We start from the raw sequence: 21,353 nt of genomic DNA, 5'->3' as shown, positions 1-21,353 counted from the left end.
GGAGGAACTGGAGCGGATCGGCCGCTCGTTCACGGTGCCGCTGATCGTCAACGCCGCGGAGGGCGGGCGCACGCCGGTGCTGACGCCGGAGCAATATCGCGAGCTGGGCTTCTCCATCATCCTCTATCCGGCCACCCTGCTGCTGCGCATGGTGGGCCTGTTCGAGCGGACGCTGGCCGCACTCCGCCGGGGCGAGTTCGCCGACGAGGGGCCGCTGCCCGCCTTCCAGACCCTGACCAACATCATGGACATGGATGCATGGATGGAGATCGACCGCCGCCATGCCTGACCAGATCCTCCTGCAAACGGCGCTTCTGCCCGTCCCGCAGCAGCCCGCCGACCGGCTGGGCCATCCGGTCCCCATCCTGGACGAACTGCCAGAGGCGGACGCCTGGCTGGCGGCCGAGGGGGCCGGGGTCGGCTGCCTGATCACCCATGCGATGCGGGGCGCGTCGGCCGACCTGCTGGCCCGCTTGCCCAATCTGCGGCTGATCGCCAATTTCGGCGCGGGCACCGACCTTATCGACCTGGAACAGACGCGGGCGCGGGGCATCGTCGTCACCGCCTCCGGCGCCGTCCTGGCCGATGACGTCGCCGACCTGGCACTGTGGCAGGTCCTGACGCTGTTGCGCGGCACAGCGGGGGCCGATATTTTCGTGCGGGAGGGTCACTGGCGGCAGGGTCCCCTGCCGCTGGGCCGCGGCGCGCGGGGGCGAAGGCTCGGCATCCTGGGCTTCGGACGGATCGGACAGGCCGTCGCTGCCCGGGCCGGGGCTTTCGGCATGGACATCGCCTACCATGCCCGCCGGGCCGTCGCCGCCAGCCGCCATCCCCGCTTCGACACGCCCGTCGATCTGGCGCGATGGGCGGAACTGCTGGTCGTCGCCCTGCCCGGCGGACCCGGGACGGACGGGCTTGTCGGGCAGGGCGTTATCAACGCCCTGGGACCCGGCGGGATGCTGGTCAATATCGCGCGCGGCAGCATCGTGGATGAGGCGGCCCTGGCGACGGCCCTGGCCGAGGGGCGCCTGGCCGGTGCGGCCCTGGATGTCTTCCGCAACGAACCAGAAGTGCTATCCGCTCTGCTGGTCGCCCCCAACCTGCTGCTGACGCCGCATGTCGGCTCGGCCACGCAGGATGCGCGCCTGGCCACGCTCAACCATGTCGTCACCAACATCCAGGCCTTCCGCGCCGGCCAGCCGCTGGACGGGATCGTCTGAGAGAGGCATCCTCATGGCAAAGCCACCCTACCGCTCCGCCACCATCACCAGCGGCATCGTCCGCACGACGACGCGCAGCTTCCTCTACGCCCTGGGCCAGGATGACGAGGATATCGCCCGGCCGCATATCGGCGTCATCCATACCGGCGGGGAGATGAGTCCCTGCAACCTGACCCTGCTGGCCCAGGCCCAGCATGCGAAGACGGGCATCCATGCCCATGGCGGCACGCCACATGAATGCCCTGTCGTCTCGGTGTCCGACGGCCTGTCGGTGGCGCATTCCGGCATGCGCTTCTCCCTGATCTCCCCGCGACCTGATCGCCCTGCTGTATGGCCAGGGCAATGGGGAGAAGGTGGCACTGGTCACCGACGGCCACTTCTCCGGCGCCACGCGGGGCCTGTGCATCGGCTATGTCGGCCCGGAAGCGGCGGATGACGGGCCCATCGCCTTCGTCCGCGACGGCGATATCGTCGCCATCGACGCGCGGCCGGGTGAACAGCGGCTGGATATCGAACTGCCGGCGGCAGAGCTGGCCGCACGCCGGGCCGCCGCCGCCTCCAGACGATGGCCCGACTGGGCGGTTTGCTGGAGAAATACCGGGCCACGGTCGGCCCCGCCCATCTGGGCGCCCTCACCCATTCCGGCGCCGTGACCTGGGAACGCGACGAATGATGGCGGCCCTTGCCCAGGGCGTTGTGCCGCCGATTGAACGACCCGGCCCACACGCCTATACAATCCCGGCGGGATCGCCCGCGCTGCCACGAGGAACAGATGATCGAACCGGGGACGGGCACGAGGGGCGAGGCCGTGGCGGCATGGATTCGCAAGCGCATCGTCAATGGCGAGTTCCCGCCCGATACGCATCTGCAGGAGCAGGTCATCGGCAACCTGACCGGCACCTCGCGCACCCCGGTCCGCGAGGCGCTGAAGCTTTTGCAGCGCGAACAACTCGTGATCTATTCCCCCAACCGCGGCTACGTGGTCCGTCGCTTCAGCCTGAAGGACATCCTGGATGCCTTCGAGGTCCGCGCCATGCTGGAGGGCATGGTCTGCCACATCGTCGCCACCAAGGGCCTGGATGGGGAGACCGAGACGGGGCTGCTGGACAATGTCGCGGAAATGGGGCGGGTCGCCTTCAGCACCGTCTGGGGAGAAGGAGAAAGCCTGCGCTGCTTCGACCTGAATTTCCACTTCCACGGGCTGTTGATCGCCGCAGCCGACAACGAGATGCTGGCCGGCACCATCGCCCAGACCCAGCGCCTGCCGCTGATCTTCGATTCAGAGCGGCGCCTGCAGAACGTCTCGCGCGTCAGCCGCCTGTTCGAGAGCGAGGATATGCGCCGCTCCTTTCGGGACCATGAAGAGATCCTGGCGGCCGTCCGCGCCCGCGATGCCGCCTCGGCCGAGCGGCTGATGCGGGCGCATATCCTGAAAAGCCGCGCGTCCATCGCTCAGAACTTCGCCCGCGCCTATCCGGAGAATACCGGGAATCCCTGATGCGGCGGGGGCTGGCACCATCCCTTCTTCAACCCATGCCGGCATGACCGGCTGCTGGAAATCCGCCATGACGCAAGACAATATCCCCGATCTGTTGAAGACGGCTCTTCGCCGGCTGGCGAAAGCGGTGGTCGTCATCACCGCCGCTCACGAGGGCGCCCGCTATGCCATGTCGGCCACAGCGGTCAGCGAGCTCAGCTTCGATCCCTGTTCGATGCTGGTCTGCGTCAACAGGTCCGCCTCGCTGCACCCCGTGCTGGCGGCCGGTGCGCCGTTTGCCGTCAACATCCTGCATCATAGCCACGAGCGCATCGCCCGGCTAAGCGCCGGGCAGGCGAAGGGCGAGGCGCGTTTCGCCGAAGGGGACTGGCGCGCGGCCGCCCTGTCCGTCCCCCGTCTGGCCGACGCGCAAGCCAGCATCGTCTGCCGCAACGTCAAGCAGGTGGAGCACGGCACGCACGGAATATTCATCGGTGACGTCATGGAGGTATTCGCGGACGGCGAGCCCGACCCACTGGTCTATGTCGACGGACACTATGCACGGATTGCACAGGGTTGATGCATGGTGGTTCCTATTCGGTACTAGGCGACGTCGATCATGACCGATGATCACGATCAACGCTTTGGCTGCCTGCACGATCCGGCGCGGCGGCCGAGCGGTATGTATGGTTTCCACGACGAGTTGGAGCCTCGTCAAATGACTGGAAATAGAAACACCCGCTAAGTTTTTGGCCTATATGGTGTTTTTTTGGACACGGCGCTCGCCTTGGCCGATGGTATGGAGAAGATCCGCATCGTGCTGTCCGGGCTTCGCATCGCGGAACTGTGCCGGCGGAAAGGCATCGCCGAGAGCCTGTATTATAGCTGGTCCAAGGAATTCCTGGAGACCGGTGCTGGATGGGCCGCCGCCTGGAATAAGCAGCGGATGTCCCGCCATGATCCCCCGCGCCAACTATTTTGCCGACACGTCAGCAGATGCGCGGCAGTTGTTCGCCAACCAGCATATCGACGATGCGGCTGCCACCGAACAATGTTCTCATCTCCACCCGTCCCGCCGGCCCCTGGCTGACCTTGCCGATGGCTACCGCATCCTTGCCCTCCGGCACCGCGCGCATCGCGGACAAGGCCGCGTCCGCCTCCTCCGGCGGGACGAACAGGACCAGCGTGCCTTCATTGGCAAGGTATAGCGGGTCGAAACCGAGGATCTCACAGAAGCCCCTGATCTCCGGCCGCAACGGCAATGCCGTTTCGTCCAGAACGATGCGCGTTCCGGACGAAGCCGCAATCTCGTTCAGCGCGGCCGCCAATCCGCCGCGCGTGGCGTCGCGTGCGGCGCGCAGGTTGGGTGCGGCCGTCAGCGCCGCCTCCATCAGCCCGTTCAGCGGCGCGCAGTCGCTGACAATATCGGTTTCAAGCGCCAGATCGCCGCGTGCCGCGAGGATGGCCGCGCCATGATGGCCAAGAAAGCCGTTGACGATGACGACATCGTCGGGCCGGACCCGATGGGCACCGATATCCCGCCCCCTGGGAATGATCCCGATCCCCGATGTCGTGACGAAAAGCTTGTCGGCCGCCCCCTTGGCGACGACCTTGGTGTCGCCTGTGACGATGGCGACGCCAGCGCGGTCGGCTGCATCCCGCATCGACGCGGCCACGCCGCGAAGGATATCCACGTCGCAGCCCTCCTCGATGATGAAAGAGGCCGAGAGCCATTTCGGCACGGCCCCGCCAACAGCGAGGTCATTCACCGTCCCATAGACCGCCAGCTTGCCGATGTCCCCACCCGGAAAGCTCAGGGGGTCAACGACGAAGCCGTCCGTGGTGAAGGCCAGCCGGCCGCCATCCAGAAGCTCAGGCGGTGGCATCAGACGGGCCTGATCCTCCATCGCGCCCGTCTGCGCATTGTAGAAGGTGGAGATGAACACATCCTCCACCAGATCGCGCATCGCCTTGCCGCCGCCGCCATGGGCCAGCGTCACCCGCGTGGCCTTCGTCCGGTGGAAAGTGGGCCTGGTTCCGTCCTTCATTCCGCCGCCTCCCGTCGGGCGCCGCCATATTGGTAGTAGGCGGCACACGCCCCCTCAGATGAGACCATCAAGGCGCCAAGCGGTTGTTCGGGCAGACACTCGGTCCCGAATTTCGGACAAGCAGTCGGCTTGGCCAAGCCCTTGATGACATCGCCGCAGCGACAGCCCTCCGGCTCCCGTCCGGCAGCCTTGCCGGCACCATAGCCGACCCCGAACTTCTGTTCCGCATCATAGGCGGCATAGGCGGGCCGGATCTTGACCCCGGAATGATCGATCTCCCCCAGCCCGCGCCAATCGAAACTGTCGCGCGGCTCAAAGACCGTGTCGATCGCGGCCATGGCCTGGGGATTGCCATCCTCCGGCACCAGACGGGCATACTGGTTTTCGATCTCGGCGCGGCCCTCGGCCAATTGTTCCAGCACCATGCTGATGGATTGCAGCAGGTCCAGCGGTTCAAAGCCGGCGATCACCAGCGGCTTGCCGAACTCCCCGGCAATGAAGCGATAGGGTTTGGCACCGGTGATCATGGAAACGTGACCAGGGCCGATGAACCCGTCGATGCGCATCTGGGGGTCCTGTAACAGCGCGCGCAGCGGTGGCGGCACCAGGATATGGTTGCAGAACAGAAAGAAATTGCTGACCCCATCGCGCGCAGCGGTCAGCACGGTCAGGGCCGTCGCCGGCATCGTCGTCTCGAAGCCCAGGCCAAAGAACACGACCTGCCGGTCGGGAAATTTGCGCGCCAGGGCCAAGGCATCCAGGGGGGAATAAACCATGCGGATGTCGGCCCCGTCGGCCTTGGCCTGCATCAGGCTTTTGCGGGTTCCCGGCACGCGCATCGCATCGCCGAAAGTGGTGAAGATCACCCCTTGCCGTTCCGCGATCTCGATACAATCATCCACCCGGCTCATCGGCAGGACGCAAACCGGGCAGCCGGGCCCATGCAGGAATTCCAGGCCCGCCGGCAGCAGCCGGTCCAGGCCGTAGCGGAAGATCGCATGGGTGTGGCCGCCGCAGATTTCCATGATGGCGACGGGCTTTTCCTCCGTCCCGCCGGCGAGCGGCACCAGTTTTTCGATGTGGGCGATCAGGTGGCGGGCCAGGATGGGGTCGCGGAATTCGTCGACATATTTCATGATGCCGTCTCCAGCATCCGGGCGGAATGGCGCATGGCCGCGATCTCCTCCTCCGCCTCGCCCAGTTGGGCCAGGGCGGCCAGGGTCAGGCGCGCCTCCTCCGCATCGATGATGCCCATGGCAAAGCCGACATGCACCAGCACCCAGCAGCCCACCACCTCGTCGGGCCGGCCCGTCACCACGCAGGTCAGGTTGACCTCACGCCGCACCCCGGACACATCGACCAGCCCCATCAGGCGTTCCGGATCGGTGATGGCGATCACCCGGCCGGGAATTCCAAGACACATGGTTTCCTCCTGCGCCCATTGGCGCCTTTTTCTTTTGCGACCCCGCGACCGGGCCTGGGCGGCCACCCTGATTTGCGGCTGCCGGCATCAGTTGATGGGCCCACCCATCAAATCATCATGGTCGGATAGCAGGATGGGCACGGCCCCCTCCGGCTCCAGAATGCCATAGCGGTCCAGCTTTGACCGCAGCCCGACCCTGGACAGGCCCAATTCCTCCGCGGCACGCGACTTGTTCCAGCGGTGCCGGGCCAGTGTCTCCCGCAGGATGCGGGCCTCCATCCGTTCCACCCGGTCCTTCAGATCGCCATTGCCGCCCATCAGCCGTTCGACATTGTCGTCACCATGCTCGCTGGGGCCGGCGGCCAGCAGGACGTGGCGCTCGATCAGATCGGCGCCCAGCACGGGGCTCTCGGCCAGCATCAGCATGCGGGTGATCTGGTTTTCCAGCTCGCGGATATTGCCAGGCCAGCGATAGCGGGCCAATGCCTCCAGCGCCTCCCGCGAAAAGCCCTCCACCGGCTTGCCATGGCGGCGGGACGCCCGCGACAGCAGGGCAAAGGCGATGGCCTCGATATCGACCCGCCGTTCGGCCAGCGACGGCACCCGGATCGGCGACACGGCCAGACGGAAATAGAGATCCTCGCGGAAGCGGCCGGACCGTGCCTCCGCCAGAAGGTCACGGTTGGTCGCGGCGATGACGCGGACATCCACGCGCCGCGTCTCGTTGGCACCCACCGGCCGGATCTCGCCCTCCTGCAGGAACCGCAGCAGTTTCAACTGGAAGGCCGGGGTGGCGTCACCCATCTCGTCCAGCAGGATGGTTCCGCCATCGGCCTGTTCCAGCAGACCGACACGTGTGGAATGGGCACCGGTAAACGCCCCCCTGCGATGGCCGAAAAGCTCGCTTTCCAGCAACTCATCCGGGATCGCACCGCAATTGACGGCATAGAAGGGCCGGTCCGACCGGCGGCTGGCATAATGGATGGCCCGCGCGATCAATTCCTTGCCCGTGCCACTCTCCCCCAGGATCAGAGCCGGAATGTCGAACCGGGCGATCCGCTCGGCCAGTTTGCAGACATCATTCATCGGCGACAGCGGCGTGCGGACGATGGTGTCGAAATTGTACGCCCGCAGCACTTCCGCCTTTTTCGCCGTCAGCCGCTGTTCCACCGAGGTTTGCAGCAGTTTCATTTCCAGCGACAGCCGGTCATGGTCCCGCTGCAACTGATAGAGGCGTACACCGTTGCGCGCGGCGATGGTCAGTTCGTCGGGATGCCAGGGCTTGGCGATGAACTGATAGATGCCGGCCTCGTTCACCGAGCGGATGATGTCACCGACATCGGTGTAGCCGGTGATGATGATCCGCATGACCTCCGGCCAGCGCCGCCGCACCTCCGACAGCAGTTCGACGCCCGACATGCCGGGCATCCGCTGGTCACAGAAAACAACCTGTATCCACTCATTCTCCAGGATTTCCAGCGCCCGGTCCGCGGTCACGGCACAGAACACCTGGAATTCGTCTTCCAGGATGCGCTCAATCGCCTCCACCGAGCGCGGCTCGTCATCGACGATCAGAATGGCAGGCAGGCTGGATTTGGCCATCCCTCACTCCCCGGCGGCAAGACGCAACCGCGCGACCTGGGCTTCCGCCGCGGCGATGGACCGGGCCAGAACCGCCTTGCGGCGATTGTCCAGCCACTCGACCCAATCAGCCAAGCCTTCGCCGGTCCGGGCGGAGACGTGCAGGATGTCGATCGTCGGGTTGATCCGCCGCGCATTGGCGGCACAGGCGGCCATATCGAAATCCAGATGCGGCAGAAGATCGGTCTTGTTCAGGATCATCAGGCTGCTGGCCGCGAACATGTCGGGATATTTCAGCGGTTTGTCCTCGCCTTCGGTGACCGACAGGATGGCGACCTTGGCCTCCTCCCCCAGATCGAAGGCGGCAGGGCAGACCAGATTGCCGACATTTTCGATGAACAGGATGCCATTGTCCGTCAGGCCCAGATGGTCGATGGCGTGACCCACCATATGCGCATCCAGATGGCAGCCCTTGCCCGTATTGACCTGGATGGCCGGCGCGCCGGTGGCCCGGATACGGTCGGCATCGTTGCTGGTCTGCTGGTCCCCCTCGATGACGGCCACCGGCAGGCGGCCCGCCAGGGCGCGGATGGTGGCGACCAGCAGGCTGGTCTTGCCCGACCCGGGGCTGGAAACCAGGTTCAGCGCCAGCGTGCCCGTCCCCTGCAGCCGCTGCCGGTTCCGCGCGGCGTAGCCGTCATTCTTGGCCAGGATGTTCTCTTCGATCTCGATCATCCGTGCCTGCGACAGGCCCGGCGCATGGGCGCGGGCAGGACCCGTACCGTAATGCAGGTCGCCAGACTGGCTGTCCGCTTGCACCGCCACAGGCGCAGAAGAAAGACCATGATGGTGATGGTGATGATCATCGCCATGATGATGGTGATGGTCATGGCCGTGGTGATGATGGTGGTCGTGCCCATGGTCATCATGGTGATGATGATGGTCATGACCATGCTGGTGGTCGTGGTGATGATGGTGACCATGACCGTGGTGATGGTGCCCGTGCTCGCCCCCCTTCCCGTCCTCGATCTTCGCGCCGTCACCGGCACAGCCGCAAACCGTACACATCACATGACCTCCAGATCCTTGATGCGGAGTTCGTCCCCGCCGGTAACCGTGACCCTGGCGCCGCCGCATCCGGGACAATCAATATCCCTGCGCGTCACCGGGAAGGAATTCGAACAATTAAAGCACCAGGCCTTACCCTCGCGCTCCAGGATTTCAAGCGCGGCCCCTTCGGCCAGCGTGCCGCGTGTCGTCACGTCGAACCCGAAACGCAGAGCCTCCACCTCTACCCCACCGAAACAACCGATCTCCAGCCTGACCTTGGTGACGCGTGAAAAGCCCTCCCGCCGGGCACTGGCCTCCAGCGCGGAGACGATGCTTTCACAGATGGACAGTTCGTGCATGTCAGGCGGCCTCCCGTTCGACCTGGACCGGCAGGCAAGGGTCCGCCGCGGACAGGGCGATCGCAAGCACCTTTTCGCGCAATCCCGCCGGTGCCGCCAGGGCGGCGGTCAGCAGGTGCTGCAAAAACCCGTCGGGCCCACCCATGGCGCCGGTCGGCGTCTCGATGATGTAGGCCTGGATGATCCCGCCTTCCACGCGCACCCGGTGGATCAGCCGGCCACGTGCAGCCTCCACCACCCCGACGCCGTCCGCCCCCGCCCGGAAACGGGGGGCGTGATGACCCGTCGTCAGCTCGACGATCAGCCGCGCCGCCTCGCGCAGCCGGGCCAGCATGCGCAGGGCCAGGGTGACGCCCCCCCGCGCCTGTTCCGACGCGATCAACGGATCGTCGGCGCAGCGGGGGAAAAAGGTCGGGTCGGTCCCGGCCGGGCCGTCGCCGGCCGGTATCGGCCAGTCGGCAACGGTCCGGAACAGGTGCACGGGCACCGCGGGCACCGTGACCGCCGCGAGATCATTGATCAGCAGGAACCTGTCGGCCGGCATGCCGAACAGGTCCTTCGCCAGCAGGCGCAGCCGGTCCGGCGTCAGGTCGGCAAGGCCGCGCAGGGCCGCACCGTCCGGGGACAGGCCCAGCGCCACCGGCCAGTCGCGCAACATGACCAGCGCATGTTCGCCCAGGATCTCCTGGGCCAGCAGCCTTTCATCATTCGGCCAAGGCTGCCGCCCCAGCGCCAGCAGGGCCGCCAGCCGGTGGGCCGTGGGGCAGAGATTGTGCAACAGCACCACCAGACGCAGCGCCTGATCGGGGGTCCGGCCCACAAGCAACCGTTCCCGCCCCGGATCCGGCCAACGGCCGATCCGGACCTCGTCCCCCTGCACATGGATCGTCAGGCGCGGTTCCCCCATTACGCCGCATCCTCGCCGGGCTTGTTTTGGCCCAAGGTCAACAGGGCGCGACGCGACGGCATCGGCTCCACCACCGCGACCGTGGCGGCCGCCGTCTCTTCGACAGCTTTCGTGCGGTCGGCCTCGGCGGCCAGATCGGCCTCCCGCAAGGCCCGGATCTCGCCGGCGCGGTCATCCTCCGCCGCCCGGCTGGCCGGGTCGAACAGGGCGGCCATGACCATGCGCGCCGTGTCGGTCGCCTGCAACTGGCTGGAAAAATCCTCCATGGGCGAGAACAGGGAGCAGGCGAAATAGGGCCCCGTCGACGGGCGCTGGTTGAAGACGAACTCATAATCGCCCGACGGGAAGGTAAAGATATGCTTCTCCCCCGTCCTGAAATGGCCCCAATCGTCCTCCGGCCCCGGCATCAGCACCAGATTCATGAACCAGGGCACGACCAGCACGCCCAGGATATGCCCGTCCCAGGGACGGAAGCCGATCGCCTCCACAGCCAGGGACCGGTTGGTGAAGGGCGTGTCGCGCATCTTGTTGTCATGAATGTCGCGAAAGGCGTCCGTCAGCCGCCGGGCCTTCTCGATGGCCAGCATGGCCAGGGTCGGCGCCGGGGGGATGGGGGCGGTGCCAGCATGGACCACCATGAACTGGTCCCGCTCCCCATCGCATTGCGGGCAGCGCCAATCATCCGGCAGGGCCGAAAAGGGGGTGCCGGCCTTGATCTGCCGGGTGTCGTCCCCGATGGCGGGGTCGTAGACATGCCAGCAGATCTTGCATTCAAGGACAGCGTCGGACGCGATCTTGCCGGCGTCGCCCAGATAGGAGCCCTCGAACCGGGCGCTCATACCAGGGCCTCCGCCACTTCGGCCAGACGCTCGGCACTGTCGGCAATATCCTCCGGTGCAGCCAGCGCCACCTCCGGCACCAACGTTACCTCGATGGAATCCAGGATCAGCGCGTCCTGGGAATTGTAATAGCGGACCCGCCAGATATCGGGCCTGGCCGTCTGTTCAATGCGGCAATTGCCGTATCCGCGCGACAGGATGGTGACGCCGCCGCGCCCCAGCACCTGATCAATATGATCCAGGTCCTCCGGCGTGTGCGGCAACAGGGTCAGGTTGATAGCATGGGCGGGGCCGCCGGCTCTGTGCTGCGCCGCATGGTCCAGGATCTCGGTCAGGATGGCCGGCGCGTTCACCACGCCAAAACCGGGGATGGGTGCGGCCGGCACAGGCACCGCCGGGCTGTTCAGCACGGCCGCCGGTATGGCACCGATTTCAATATGCTCGCGGCCATTCTCCGCCACCCGCCAGACCCCGGCGAACACGGATTCCTGGATATCGACCTGCCGCCCGCCACGGATGGCGATGGCGACCTCCCCCTCCCCCATCGCGTCGGCCAGAACGGCACGCGCACTGGCATCAAGGCCGGCGATGTCGCGATGGATCACCCCGCCGGCTTGGGTCCAGTCACCGGCATCCCGGGCCAGCGCGGTCAGCATGCGGCAGGCGGCAGAGGCCTTCAGCGGGTCATCCACCATGGGGAAATGCGGCTCAAAGACCCGCATGCCCGAGGGCATGGCCAGATAGGCCAGGTCCTCGCCTTCCTCGGGGCCGGGCTGACTGCCCGGGCCGAAACCGACCGGCGGAAACATGAAATTGGCGGCCATTTATGGAACTCCCCGTCGGTTTGGGATCAGCCCGGAAAGGCGGGGGCGGAACCGGTTCCCGCCCACACCGCCACCGGGATAGCGGTCAACGCACAGCGTGCGGCGCCGGGCGATCCAGGATCGTGGCGATTTCGGACAGATAATCGGCCCAGTCCCGGACCTTGGCGATGGCGCCCCGCATCTCCCCGTCCTTCAGGAAGATCAGCGACGGCACGGGCCAGATATCGAACCGTTCGCGCAAGGTCTGTTCGACGGAGCGGTCGACGACGGCGGGATTGAGGCGGCCGGCAAAGGCCCGCTGCAATTCCGGCAGGATCACCGCCAGATCGTTCGTTTCCAAATTCTTGATCGGGTCGCCCGTCAGGAACAGCACCCGTTCACCGGCTTCGGTCAGGATGTCGTTCAGGTTGCTGGCATCGACACGCGGATAATGCAGTTCATCGACCAGCCGGTCGATCAGGGGGCTTTCCATGCCCTTATCCTCCCTTATGCTGTTTCAAGACCCTGACGGCGGGCGGCTTCCAGATGCGGCGGCAGGCTGGGTTCGCGGTCGGCCAGATCGGCGAAGAAACCATCCAGCGACCGGCCGGCGGCCACGGCTTCCAGGGCCGCCAGCGCATCGCGCATTTCCGCCGCCTCGGCCTCCGGCACCAACCGGCGGGCGGCCCCCAGGAAGACCAGCACATGGTCACCGACGGCGGCGTCGGGCACCAGGCGCAAATCCACCTCCAGCCGGCCGTCGCGCCCCGCGCACCAGCCATTCTCCCCCCGCACTTCCAGGATTTCCATCGGCTCCCCGATGCACATTATTCGGCCCCCCGCAGGGCCAGCACACGGATATCGCCCTTGCGATAGGCTTCCGTCTCGCTGGGCCGCCCCTCCTCATAGGCTTTGCGATGCAGCGGGTCGGGTCCGAGACCGGGCGTCACCGGCGCATGCCCATCACGCGGGGCCACCTTCACCCCCAGGCGCGTCAGTTCCGCCACCGCAATGGCAATGACCCGGTCCAGGGTTGCGGCCACCACCGGCCGCAGGGAGCCGCCATAATCCTCGATCTCCTCCGGCTGCACGCCGATCAGGACGACACGTTCCGGCTCCCAGCCCAGCAGCAGGGCGCTGGCCAGCACCTCCTGGAAGCCGGTCTGGTGCAGCGACATTTTCTTGGCGCTCATGAAGGCGGGGACATCCTTGTCCTCGATCAGACGCACCGTGCCAGGGTCCAGGCCATAGTCGATGGCATCGAAGATGATCAGGGCCCGGCAGTCCTGGATATGCGGCAGCAGATACATGCCCTGCGTTCCGCCATCCATGACGGTCACCCCGTCGCCGCACGCATAGCGACGGTCGAACTCCTCGACGGCACGCACGCCGAAGCCCTCGTCGGCCCATAGCAGATTGCCGATCCCCAGAACGAGAATCTGGTTTGCACTGTTCAACCTCCCCCTCCCCAGGTACCAAAGTGGCAATTTTCTTTTCAGTTACCTGTCACCTACTTATCAAATCGCGTGCCAATCGCAGCCCCATGCGATCGGCCCTGTCCGATCAATGCGTTAGGGAAATTATTCCATGGGCGGGCATTGGCAGGTGTGAAAAGTTTCTATCCACTTCCACAGCCAATCCGGAAAGAAAAATGGCGGCCAGCGGCCGCCAAGTTGCTCAGGAAGGAACGGTTGAAAACGGCGCTGCCGGCCCGCCGTGATGACACGGGGGAAAGTCCGGCATCAGTCCGCATCATCATCCTTGAAGGTCCGATGACCGGAAATCATCGTCGACACAATGCTCTGCCGGGACATGATGTCCTCGCGGATGGCGACATAGACATGGATGATCACGAAGATCAGGATGAACCACATGCCCAGATGATGCAGCGTGTGGACATCCATGCTCTGACCGGCCAGTGGGATGACCCAGCCGAACAGACGATTGGCCCAGCTTCCGGGCTGGCTGCCTTCGCCATACAGGGCAAAGCCCGTGACAATCATGAAGATCGACCCCAGCGTGATGAAGACGAACATCGCCATCTGCGCCAGCGGATTGTGCCCGATATATTTCTTCGGCTGCTTTTCCAGGAACAGGTACCAGCGGATTTCCGTCAGCACTTCCAGCCACCAGGACGCCTTCCAGACGCTGGGCGCGAACAATTGCCGGGCATGGTGATTGCCGACAAAGGCCCAATAAAGCCGGAAGACAAAGCCGATGGCGAAGATATAGGCCGCGGCGAAATGGGCAAAGCGGATATAGCCCATCAGATAATTGGCGCTGGCCTCCCCCGGCATGGTCGGCAGCGGCGTGCCGATGAAATAGCCGGTCAGGGCCAAGGTGGCGATGGCAAAGGCGTTGATCCAGTGCCACAGCCGCACCGGCGCCTCATAGACATAGACCGACGTGGTCCGCGCGGTGGCCGACTTGTCCGTCTCGTCGAAGTCAGACGCGATCACGGGGGCTGGATAAGGTTCTTGCGCACTCATGGTCGGCCTCCCTCAGCCGGCGAGCATGGCGATACCCGCCAGCGCCACAGCACCTCCGGCCAGCGGCACAACATGGCGGACGGCCGCCAGCCGCCAACCGGCGACACCGCCCGCGGCATGCAGCAGCGCCGTCGCCAGCACAAAACCGCCGACATAGGCCAGGGCCGAACCATTGGCTTCCACCGCGTGGGCATGGCCGTGGAACAGGCCGGCGGCGAAGGTCAGGGCGCCGGCCTGCAGCAGCGGCAGCCGCGCCTTCAGCGCCAGAGCGCCGCCGAACAGGACAAGGCTGAGCGCTATCAGGCTTTCCGCCCCCGGCAGGCCCGTGCCGCTGAAGCCCAACGCGGCCCCGGCCAGCATGCCACCGACAAAGCCGGCCGGCAGCGCCAGTCCCTTACGGCCGCCATATTGGGCGGCCCACAGGCCGACCGCGACCATGGCCAGCAGATGGTCCGCCCCCAGGAACGGGTGGGAGAGGCCGGCGGAGAAGCCGGCAGTGACATCATGGCCCGGATGGGCGAAGGCCGGGCTTGCCATCAGGGCGGCGACGGTCGACAGGCCGGCGATCTTGAGAAACTTCATGTTGTTATCCTCCCTCAACGGACCGTGACGGTCGCCAGATCCTGTCCATCTTCGCTCATCACATGCGTGGAGCAAGCCAGACACGGGTCGAACGAATGCAGCGTGCGTAGAATTTCCACCGGCTCTTCCGGCCGTTCCATGGGGGTGTTCAGCAAGGACGCCTCAAAGGCACCGATATTGCCCGCCGGATCGCGGGGCGAACCGTTCCAGGTGGTCGGCACGACACACTGGTAATTCTCGATCTTGCCATCCTTGATCTTGATCCAGTGACCCAGCGCGCCGCGCGGGGCCGCAACGGTGCCCACGCCCTTGGCCTCCTTCGGCCAGGTCGCGGGGTCCCACTTCGCCACATTGGCCGTGGACCTGTCGCCGGCCTTGATATTGGCAATCAGCCGGTCGAAATCCTCCAGCATCATGGCGGCGCAATAATGCGCCTCCAGCGCGCGGGCCAACGTGCGGCCGATGGTGGAAGGCAGGGCCTGCTTGGCCGTCAGCTTGGTGCCGGCCAGTTGGTTGAAGGCGGCCAGCGAGCTGTCGACCTGATCCTTCACGAACGGCACACCCTGGGCATAGGCCAGGATATAGCGGGCCAGCGGGCCCACCTCGACCGCATGGCCGCGCCAGCGCGGCGATTTGATCCAGGAATATTTCCCGCTTTCATCCAGCTCCTGGATGGCGGTCTTCGTGCCCTTGAAGTTGGGGCCCAGCACGAAGTTGGGTTCCGTGATGCCGTCCCACGGGTGCAGGCCCTTGGCCTCGTCCGGATATTTGTACCAGGAATGCTGCACGAATTCCTGGACCTGCGTCGGATCGGCCGGGTCGACGGGGTGCACCTCGTCCCAATTGCCGCCCAGGATGACGCCGCCCGGCAACTGGTCGGTGGACTTGTCATAGGGCGTACGGGCGTAATCGCCGTAATCCATGACGTTGGTCGCCGCCAGCCCGCCGCCATGCAGCCAGTTCTTGTAGAAGCTGGCGATGGCGATGACATCGGGCAGGTAGACATTCTTGGAGAACTCGTACGCCTCCTTGAGGCGCCGATGCACCAAATTCAGCCGCTCCATGTTCAACGGCGCGCCGGCTGCCAGATCACCATCCAGGTTGATGGCGCAGGGCACGCCGCCGACCATGTAGTTCGGGTGCGGGTTCTTGCCGCCGAAAATGGTGTGGACCTTGACGATCTCCTTCTGGAAATCAAGCGCTTCCAGATAATGCGCCACCGCCATCAGGTCGCCTTCGGGCGGCAGCTTATAGGCGGGATTGTCCCAGTAGCCGTTCTTGAAAATGCCGAGCTGACCGGATTCCACGAACTTCTTCAGCCGGTTCTGGATGTCCCGGAAATAGCCCGGCGACGACATCGGATGGGACGGCGACACCATCTGCTGCAATTCGGACGTGGCCTTGGGATCGGCCTTCAGCGCATTGACGGGGTTCACCCAGTCCAGCGCGTGCAGATGGTAGAAATGGACGACATGGTCGTGCCATTGCAGCGTCTTCGCCATGATCTCGCGGATCAGATAGGCGTTCAGCGGGATCTTGATGTCCAGGGCATTTTCAACCGCGCGGACGGAGGTCAGGGCGTGGCAGCCCGTGCACACGCCGCAGATGCGCTCGACAAAGGCCCAGGCGTCGCGCGGATCGCGGCCCTTCAGAATGACTTCCAGCCCGCGCCACATCGTGCCGGTCGACACCGCATTGCGGATGACATTGTTGCTGTCGACATTCACCTCGCACCGCATATGGCCTTCGATGCGGGTGACCGGGTCCACGACGATGCGCTTGCCGGAAGTGTCCAGGGAGAAGCCGTTGGCTGTCTGTATGGTCATCAGACGGATTCCTTATCCTTGGCGACACCATGGCCGCCTGCGCCATTGCCGTTCTTGACCTGCGCGCGCTTCAGGGCGCTGACCGCGGCGTGCAGCGCCACGGCGCCGCCGACACCGGCCGCGACCGTGCCGCCGATCTTGTCGGCATTGGCTTCGATCCCGAACTGGTGGATGTCCTGCAACCGGGCGTACCAGGAGCCCTTGTCCCAGAACCCATCCTCCGAACAGCCGATGCAGCCATGGCCGGCCTGGATGGGGAAGCTGGTCCCCTCGTTCCAGCGCACCGTGGAGCAGGCATTATAGGTCGTCGGCCCCTTGCACCCGACCTTGTACAGGCAATAGCCGCGCCGTGCGCCCTCATCGTCGAAGGATTCGACGAACTGGCCGGCATCGAAATGCGGCCGGCGGTAGCATTTGTCGTGAATGCGCTGGGAATAGAACATTTTCGGCCGCCCGGTCCGGTCCAGCTCCGGAATGCGGTCGAAGGTCAGCATATAGGTGATGACACCCGTCATCACCTCCGCGATCGGCGGGCATCCCGGCACCTTGATGATCGGCTTGTCGGTGATGACCTGATGCACAGGCGTCGCCCGCGTGGGATTGGGCCGGGCCGCCTGCACACAGCCATGGCTGGCGCAGGACCCCCAGGAAATGATGGCCTTGGCGTGCTTGGCGGCATGGCGCAACTGATCGACGAAGGGCTTGCCACCGATGATGCAGAACATGCCATCTTCGTTCAGCGGCGGATTGCCCTCCACCGCCAGGATATACTGGCCCTTATAGCGTTCGATCGTGTCTTCCAGCGCCGCTTCGGCCTGATGCCCGGCCGCCGCCATCAGCGTGTCGTCATAGTCGAGAGAGATCATCGACAGGACGACATCCTTCACCAGCGGATGGGCCGAGCGGATGAAGCTTTCCGAACAGCAGGTGCATTCCAGACCGTGCAGCCACAGCACCGGGGTGCGGGGCTTTGTTTCCATGGCATTGGCGATGGTGGAGGTGAAGGCCGGCCCGAGGCCGAGCGCCGTCGCCGTCAATGAACAGAATTTCAGGAATGAGCGTCGCGTAATGCCCTGACGTCGCATGACGTCGTAAAATGTTTCCGTGGGCTGCATGGAATGCCTCCTCCCGCACCGGTTATTGACCCGGGGCCGCCACCCCAGATTTGACGGCTGCCACAGCAATGCCTGTGCCAGGGGGATATTTCTTTATTTTACAAACGGTTAGATGGGTCTGCCGACAGTGCTCCGGTATTACCGCTTTTCGCCTGCCGGACCGGTTTGGAAAGGTGCTTTCCAGGAACCTCACCCGCAGGGGCAAACAGGGGGCAGGTGCAGGTCAGGTCCCCGCCATCGCCTGCGCCGCCGCGATGGCGGCCTGTCCATAGGCAAGGCCGCCATCATTGGCCGGCACCTGCCGCTGGGTCAGCACCGGCAGCCCGCAATCAGCCAGCCCGGCCAGCAGCAGTTCCATCAACAAGGCATTCTGCATCACTCCGCCCGACAGCGCGATGGCGCGGGCCTTATGGCGGCGGGCCAGCATGACCGCGAGGTCGGCACTGGCGGTCGCAAGGCCAAAATGGAAACGGCGCGCCACCAGGGCTGGTGAAACATCACAGGCCAGATCTTCCAACAAGAGCCGCCACATCGGCGCCGGATCAAGCCGCGCCAAGTCCCCTTCCATCTCGATGGCAAAGGGATATCCATCCTCATCGTCCATACCGGCCGAGACGGGAAATGTCCGGGCCAGACTTTCCAGTTCCATGGCCGATTGCCCTTCGAAGCTGACCCGCGTGAAGGCGCAGCCCAGCGCGGCACCCACCGCGTCGAACAACCGGCCCACAGAGGAGGTCAGCGGCGTGTTGATGCGCCGTTCCATCATGCCCAGCAATGCCGCCACCGGCTTTGCCGCCAGGGCCGGGCCAAGGCCCGCCCGCGCCAGGGCGGCCAGGGCTGCATCGCCGGAAAGGGCCGATACTGTCTGTGACAGAAGATTGCGCCATGGCTCCCTCACCGCCGCCGCCCCACCCGGAAGCGGAACCGGTGCAAGGCTGCCCGCACGGGTGAAGTCCGCATAATTCGCCAGCAGGAACTCCCCACCCCAGACAGTGCCATCCGGCCCATGGCCGGTGCCGTCGAACGCGATGCCAAGCACCGTCCCCCCATCCCGCGGCCAGCCGTTTTCCGCCATGGCGGACGCGATGTGCGCGTGGTGATGCTGCACCTGGATCAGCGGAAGGCCCTTCGCCTCCGCCAGTTCCTGCGCCTTCAGGGTCGATCGGTAACCGGGATGCTGGTCACAGGCGATAAACGCCGGGCTGTGGCCGAAAAGGGAGGCATAATCGTCAATCGCTTTTTCGAACTCGGCGTAGGAGAGCGCATCCTCAAGGTCGCCGATATGATGGGACAGCAGCGCTTCGCCATCGGCAAGCTGACAGATCGCCGATTTAAGCTCTCCCCCCAGGGCCAGGATGGGCGGGGCACCGGCGAAGCCCGGCGGCATTTCCAACGGCGCCGGCGCATATCCCCGCGCCCGGCGCAGGACACGGCGGTCACCGCCGACAGTGGTCACCACGGAATCATCCAGCCGCCGGGCGATATCGCGGTCATGCAGCAGGAAGCCATCGGCAAAGGCCGCCAGCTTCCCCAGCGCCTCCTCATTGCCAATGACCTGCGGTTCACCGCTCAGGTTGCCGCTGGTCATGACCAGCGGCCGGTTCAGCGCCAGACAGAGAAGCTGATGCAGGGGTGTCGTCGGCAGCATCCAGCCCAGAACGCTGAGACGGGGCGCCACAGCGGGTGCCAACCCCGTATCCCCCTCCAGCCGGTCCAGCAGCACGACCGGTCCCGCCGGCTCCGACAGCAGCGCCAGATGACCCGGCGTCAGCCGGCAATGACGTCCGATCATCGCGGCATCAAGGCCCATCAGGGCAAAAGGCTTGTCGGGACGCCGCTTGCGCTGGCGCAGCGTGGTCACCGCCCTCTCGTCGGTCGCATCGCAGGCCAGATGAAATCCGCCCAGCCCCTTCAGGGCCAGAATTCCACCGGTGCGGATCGTCTCAACCGCCAGTGCCAGGGGATCGCCCGCAATGATGTGCCCTTGCCTGTCGCGGAACGTAAGCTGCGGCCCGCAATCGGGACAGGCGATGGGCTGCGCGTGGAAGCGCCGGTCAGCGGGATTTTCATAGTCGCTTCGGCAGGCCGGACACATCGCAAAATGCCGCATGCGGGTGGCCGACCGGTCATAGGGAATGGCGTCAACGATGGAGAATCGCGGCCCGCAATGGGTACAGTTGGTGAAGGCGTAACCATGACGACGCTCCCGCGTGTCCATGATTTCCGCACGGCAGGCGGCACAGAGGACCGCATCGGGCGTCACGCCCGTCTTTTTGGTTCCGCCCTGCGTCTCGATAATCGAAAAACCGGCAGGCGGGGTCGCGAAGGCGAACGGCCGGCGTTCGACAGCGCGGATACGGGCCAGCGGCGGCGCCTCCGTCCGGATGGCCGCGCAGAACGCGTCCAGCTTGTCACCGGCGGCCCGGATCAGGACACCTTCGCCATCGTTCAACACCTCTCCACAGATGTCGAAACGTGTGGCGATCTGCCAGATGAAGGGACGGAAGCCCACGCCCTGCACCAGGCCGCGCACCCGGATTTCCGCCGCCGGCTCCATCAATGCACCGTGCAGACCATGCAGGGATCGAAGGAGCGCACCACATGCTGCACGCTGACCGGTGTCGTCTCCCCCGGCAGGACCGGTGCGCCCACCAGCGCCTCCTCCACCGGTCCCGGTTCGCCCCGGCTGTCGCGCGGGGAGAAGTTCCAGGTGGTCGGTGCGATGATCTGGTAGGAAGCGATGCGCCCCTTTTCAATGCGCAGCCAATGGCCCAGCGATCCGCGTGCCGCTTCCGTCAGACCTTCCGCTTCCACGGCGTGGGGCAGTTCGAAACGGGCGATGAAAGGTTCTCCCGGAACCATCGCCCTGATCCAGTCCTCCAGCGCCAGCGTGCTGATGGCGATCTCGACCAGCCGGGCCACGACACGCGCCCGCACATTCCCCCGTCCCTCTGTCAGCAGCGCCTGCGCCAGCGGCCGCTCATCCACGACCAGCCGGGCCAGGGCGCCGACCTCCATGGTCTGGCCAGACAGGCGCGGGGCCTTGCACCAGCTATAACCCGCCGCCATCTCCTCGTCCGGCACGGTCCGGCCACGCGACGGGTGGGCCGTGTCCCCCAACATCCAGCTATGGGACAGGTCTTCGGTAATCGCCGCCGTATCCAGGGGACGCCGCCGCCCCTCCTCCACGATGCCCGATGCCAGAAGATACGCGCCGTCGCGCGGATAGGCGCCGTAGGACATGAACCGCCGCGGGCCCTTGCCCATCTCCGCCAGGCCAAGATCGTCGGCAATGGTCAGGAACAGCCGCAGGAAGCCGCCATCGCCGGCACGATGCCAGACATCAAGATCGCCAAGGCTGCGCAGGGCGACGACATTGTCCAGGCTGTCGCCGAACAGGTTCTGCTCCAGCCATTGGCGGAACCGCCGGACGATGGCCAGCAGCCGGATGCGGTCACGGGCGTCGGGCGCGCGGGTGGTGCCGCCGGGCTGCACGGACAGCGTATGCGGCCATTTCCCGGCCAGCAGCCCCATGATGTGCAGCAGCTCTGCACGGGCCTGGATCGCTGCCTTGACCGCCTCGCCCCGCTCCGCCTTGAAATGGCGGACCGCTGCCTCATGCCAGGTCCGGCCC

Annotated in this window: 23 protein-coding genes and 2 pseudogenes; 7 read left to right on the top strand and 18 right to left on the bottom strand. The window is 65.6% G+C overall.

Features of this window, described 5'->3' with window-relative positions; all coding sequences use genetic code 11:
• The 7 genes and pseudogenes from KBA48_RS25030 to KBA48_RS33080 form a co-directional block, all read left to right on the top strand.
• Positions 1 to 289 (top strand): annotated as a pseudogene (locus tag KBA48_RS25030) (hypothetical protein); the annotation flags it as partial.
• Entirely contained in the window at positions 282 to 1,220 is a 939-nt protein-coding gene (locus KBA48_RS25025; protein ID WP_292911434.1) for an NAD(P)-dependent oxidoreductase, read from the top strand. The pseudogene KBA48_RS25030 and the gene KBA48_RS25025, both read left to right, overlap by 8 nt.
• Positions 1,221 to 1,233: 13 nt before the next feature.
• On the top strand, positions 1,234 to 1,656 hold the full coding sequence (locus KBA48_RS25020) for a dihydroxy-acid dehydratase (RefSeq protein WP_292911433.1): 423 nt from the start codon (positions 1,234 to 1,236) through the stop codon (positions 1,654 to 1,656).
• Positions 1,574 to 1,873 (top strand): dihydroxy-acid dehydratase, encoded by a 300-nt coding sequence (locus KBA48_RS25015; protein ID WP_292911432.1) that lies wholly within the window; start codon positions 1,574 to 1,576, stop codon positions 1,871 to 1,873. The genes KBA48_RS25020 and KBA48_RS25015 overlap by 83 nt, the downstream gene beginning before the upstream one ends.
• A gap of 119 nt (positions 1,874 to 1,992) precedes the next feature.
• Positions 1,993 to 2,718: a GntR family transcriptional regulator gene (locus KBA48_RS25010; protein ID WP_292911431.1), complete on the top strand. Its 726-nt coding sequence runs from the start codon at positions 1,993 to 1,995 to the stop codon at positions 2,716 to 2,718.
• 67 nt (positions 2,719 to 2,785) lie between these two features.
• Positions 2,786 to 3,277, top strand: a complete 492-nt coding sequence (locus tag KBA48_RS25005; RefSeq protein ID WP_292911430.1) for a flavin reductase family protein — start codon at positions 2,786 to 2,788, stop codon at positions 3,275 to 3,277.
• 219 nt (positions 3,278 to 3,496) lie between these two features.
• A pseudogene (locus tag KBA48_RS33080) lies at positions 3,497 to 3,610 on the top strand (transposase); the annotation flags it as partial.
• A gap of 76 nt (positions 3,611 to 3,686) precedes the next feature.
• Here KBA48_RS33080 and hypE read toward each other — a convergent pair.
• From hypE to KBA48_RS24915, 18 genes are all read right to left on the bottom strand, one after another.
• Positions 3,687 to 4,745 (bottom strand): hydrogenase expression/formation protein HypE, encoded by a 1,059-nt coding sequence (hypE, locus tag KBA48_RS25000; protein WP_292911429.1) that lies wholly within the window; start codon positions 4,743 to 4,745, stop codon positions 3,687 to 3,689.
• A complete protein-coding gene (hypD, locus tag KBA48_RS24995) occupies positions 4,742 to 5,881 on the bottom strand; it encodes a hydrogenase formation protein HypD (protein WP_292911428.1) in 1,140 nt (379 codons plus the stop codon). Before hypD ends, hypE begins: the two co-directional genes overlap by 4 nt.
• Entirely contained in the window at positions 5,878 to 6,168 is a 291-nt protein-coding gene (locus KBA48_RS24990) for a HypC/HybG/HupF family hydrogenase formation chaperone (RefSeq protein ID WP_292911427.1), read from the bottom strand. The genes hypD and KBA48_RS24990 overlap by 4 nt, the downstream gene beginning before the upstream one ends.
• 87 nt (positions 6,169 to 6,255) lie before the next feature.
• Positions 6,256 to 7,770 (bottom strand): sigma-54 dependent transcriptional regulator, encoded by a 1,515-nt coding sequence (locus tag KBA48_RS24985; protein WP_292911426.1) that lies wholly within the window; start codon positions 7,768 to 7,770, stop codon positions 6,256 to 6,258.
• 3 nt (positions 7,771 to 7,773) lie between these two features.
• Positions 7,774 to 8,817 carry a hydrogenase nickel incorporation protein HypB gene (gene hypB, locus KBA48_RS24980; RefSeq protein WP_292911425.1) on the bottom strand — a complete coding sequence of 348 codons (1,044 nt, stop codon included), beginning with the start codon at positions 8,815 to 8,817 and terminating at the stop codon, positions 7,774 to 7,776.
• Positions 8,817 to 9,158 carry a hydrogenase maturation nickel metallochaperone HypA gene (gene hypA / locus KBA48_RS24975; protein WP_153206148.1) on the bottom strand — a complete coding sequence of 114 codons (342 nt, stop codon included), beginning with the start codon at positions 9,156 to 9,158 and terminating at the stop codon, positions 8,817 to 8,819. The genes hypB and hypA overlap by 1 nt, the downstream gene beginning before the upstream one ends.
• 1 nt (position 9,159) lies before the next feature.
• Positions 9,160 to 10,065 (bottom strand): hypothetical protein, encoded by a 906-nt coding sequence (locus KBA48_RS24970; protein WP_292911424.1) that lies wholly within the window; start codon positions 10,063 to 10,065, stop codon positions 9,160 to 9,162.
• Complete coding sequence (gene hybE, locus KBA48_RS24965) at positions 10,065 to 10,904, bottom strand: [NiFe]-hydrogenase assembly chaperone HybE (RefSeq protein ID WP_292911423.1); 840 nt, start codon at positions 10,902 to 10,904, stop codon at positions 10,065 to 10,067. Before hybE ends, KBA48_RS24970 begins: the two co-directional genes overlap by 1 nt.
• On the bottom strand, positions 10,901 to 11,728 hold the full coding sequence (locus KBA48_RS24960) for a hydrogenase expression/formation protein (RefSeq protein WP_292911422.1): 828 nt from the start codon (positions 11,726 to 11,728) through the stop codon (positions 10,901 to 10,903). The genes hybE and KBA48_RS24960 overlap by 4 nt, the downstream gene beginning before the upstream one ends.
• 85 nt (positions 11,729 to 11,813) lie before the next feature.
• Positions 11,814 to 12,200 (bottom strand): hydrogenase, encoded by a 387-nt coding sequence (locus KBA48_RS24955; RefSeq protein ID WP_292911421.1) that lies wholly within the window; start codon positions 12,198 to 12,200, stop codon positions 11,814 to 11,816.
• A gap of 14 nt (positions 12,201 to 12,214) precedes the next feature.
• Complete coding sequence (locus KBA48_RS24950; RefSeq protein ID WP_153206143.1) at positions 12,215 to 12,535, bottom strand: HypC/HybG/HupF family hydrogenase formation chaperone; 321 nt, start codon at positions 12,533 to 12,535, stop codon at positions 12,215 to 12,217.
• Positions 12,535 to 13,164, bottom strand: coding sequence for a HyaD/HybD family hydrogenase maturation endopeptidase (locus KBA48_RS24945; RefSeq protein WP_292911420.1), 630 nt, complete (start codon positions 13,162 to 13,164; stop codon positions 12,535 to 12,537). Before KBA48_RS24945 ends, KBA48_RS24950 begins: the two co-directional genes overlap by 1 nt.
• Before the next feature lie 285 nt (positions 13,165 to 13,449).
• Positions 13,450 to 14,196, bottom strand: coding sequence for a Ni/Fe-hydrogenase, b-type cytochrome subunit (gene cybH, locus KBA48_RS24940; protein ID WP_292911419.1), 747 nt, complete (start codon positions 14,194 to 14,196; stop codon positions 13,450 to 13,452).
• Between the two features lie 12 nt (positions 14,197 to 14,208).
• On the bottom strand, positions 14,209 to 14,778 hold the full coding sequence (locus KBA48_RS24935) for a HupE/UreJ family protein (RefSeq protein ID WP_292911418.1): 570 nt from the start codon (positions 14,776 to 14,778) through the stop codon (positions 14,209 to 14,211).
• A 14-nt stretch (positions 14,779 to 14,792) separates the two neighbouring features.
• On the bottom strand, positions 14,793 to 16,604 hold the full coding sequence (locus KBA48_RS24930; protein ID WP_292911417.1) for a nickel-dependent hydrogenase large subunit: 1,812 nt from the start codon (positions 16,602 to 16,604) through the stop codon (positions 14,793 to 14,795).
• Complete coding sequence (locus KBA48_RS24925; RefSeq protein WP_292911416.1) at positions 16,604 to 17,719, bottom strand: hydrogenase small subunit; 1,116 nt, start codon at positions 17,717 to 17,719, stop codon at positions 16,604 to 16,606. The genes KBA48_RS24930 and KBA48_RS24925 overlap by 1 nt, the downstream gene beginning before the upstream one ends.
• 223 nt (positions 17,720 to 17,942) lie before the next feature.
• Positions 17,943 to 20,276 carry a carbamoyltransferase HypF gene (gene hypF / locus KBA48_RS24920; protein WP_292911415.1) on the bottom strand — a complete coding sequence of 778 codons (2,334 nt, stop codon included), beginning with the start codon at positions 20,274 to 20,276 and terminating at the stop codon, positions 17,943 to 17,945.
• Positions 20,276 to 21,353 (bottom strand): nickel-dependent hydrogenase large subunit (locus tag KBA48_RS24915; RefSeq protein WP_292911414.1); only part of this gene is annotated, 1,078 nt, incomplete at its 5' end. The genes hypF and KBA48_RS24915, both read right to left, overlap by 1 nt.

Origin of the sequence: Niveispirillum sp., assembly GCF_017996735.1 — a bacterium.
GTDB lineage: Bacteria > Pseudomonadota > Alphaproteobacteria > Azospirillales > Azospirillaceae > Niveispirillum.
This window is presented reverse-complemented; position numbering and strand designations above follow the sequence as displayed.

Coding starts and splice junctions, on each gene's coding strand:
- KBA48_RS25025 (WP_292911434.1), top strand. CDS start 282: ATGCCTGACCAGATCCTCCTGCAAACGGCGCTTCTGCCCGTCCCGCAG.
- KBA48_RS25020 (WP_292911433.1), top strand. CDS start 1,234: ATGGCAAAGCCACCCTACCGCTCCGCCACCATCACCAGCGGCATCGTC.
- KBA48_RS25010 (WP_292911431.1), top strand. CDS start 1,993: ATGATCGAACCGGGGACGGGCACGAGGGGCGAGGCCGTGGCGGCATGG.
- KBA48_RS25005 (WP_292911430.1), top strand. CDS start 2,786: ATGACGCAAGACAATATCCCCGATCTGTTGAAGACGGCTCTTCGCCGG.
- hypE (WP_292911429.1), bottom strand. CDS start 4,745: ATGAAGGACGGAACCAGGCCCACTTTCCACCGGACGAAGGCCACGCGG.
- hypD (WP_292911428.1), bottom strand. CDS start 5,881: ATGAAATATGTCGACGAATTCCGCGACCCCATCCTGGCCCGCCACCTG.
- KBA48_RS24990 (WP_292911427.1), bottom strand. CDS start 6,168: ATGTGTCTTGGAATTCCCGGCCGGGTGATCGCCATCACCGATCCGGAA.
- KBA48_RS24985 (WP_292911426.1), bottom strand. CDS start 7,770: ATGGCCAAATCCAGCCTGCCTGCCATTCTGATCGTCGATGACGAGCCG.
- hypB (WP_292911425.1), bottom strand. CDS start 8,817: ATGTGTACGGTTTGCGGCTGTGCCGGTGACGGCGCGAAGATCGAGGAC.
- hypA (WP_153206148.1), bottom strand. CDS start 9,158: ATGCACGAACTGTCCATCTGTGAAAGCATCGTCTCCGCGCTGGAGGCC.
- KBA48_RS24970 (WP_292911424.1), bottom strand. CDS start 10,065: ATGGGGGAACCGCGCCTGACGATCCATGTGCAGGGGGACGAGGTCCGG.
- hybE (WP_292911423.1), bottom strand. CDS start 10,904: ATGAGCGCCCGGTTCGAGGGCTCCTATCTGGGCGACGCCGGCAAGATC.
- KBA48_RS24960 (WP_292911422.1), bottom strand. CDS start 11,728: ATGGCCGCCAATTTCATGTTTCCGCCGGTCGGTTTCGGCCCGGGCAGT.
- KBA48_RS24955 (WP_292911421.1), bottom strand. CDS start 12,200: ATGGAAAGCCCCCTGATCGACCGGCTGGTCGATGAACTGCATTATCCG.
- KBA48_RS24950 (WP_153206143.1), bottom strand. CDS start 12,535: ATGTGCATCGGGGAGCCGATGGAAATCCTGGAAGTGCGGGGGGAGAAT.
- cybH (WP_292911419.1), bottom strand. CDS start 14,196: ATGAGTGCGCAAGAACCTTATCCAGCCCCCGTGATCGCGTCTGACTTC.
- KBA48_RS24935 (WP_292911418.1), bottom strand. CDS start 14,778: ATGAAGTTTCTCAAGATCGCCGGCCTGTCGACCGTCGCCGCCCTGATG.
- KBA48_RS24930 (WP_292911417.1), bottom strand. CDS start 16,604: ATGACCATACAGACAGCCAACGGCTTCTCCCTGGACACTTCCGGCAAG.
- KBA48_RS24925 (WP_292911416.1), bottom strand. CDS start 17,719: ATGCAGCCCACGGAAACATTTTACGACGTCATGCGACGTCAGGGCATT.
- hypF (WP_292911415.1), bottom strand. CDS start 20,276: ATGGAGCCGGCGGCGGAAATCCGGGTGCGCGGCCTGGTGCAGGGCGTG.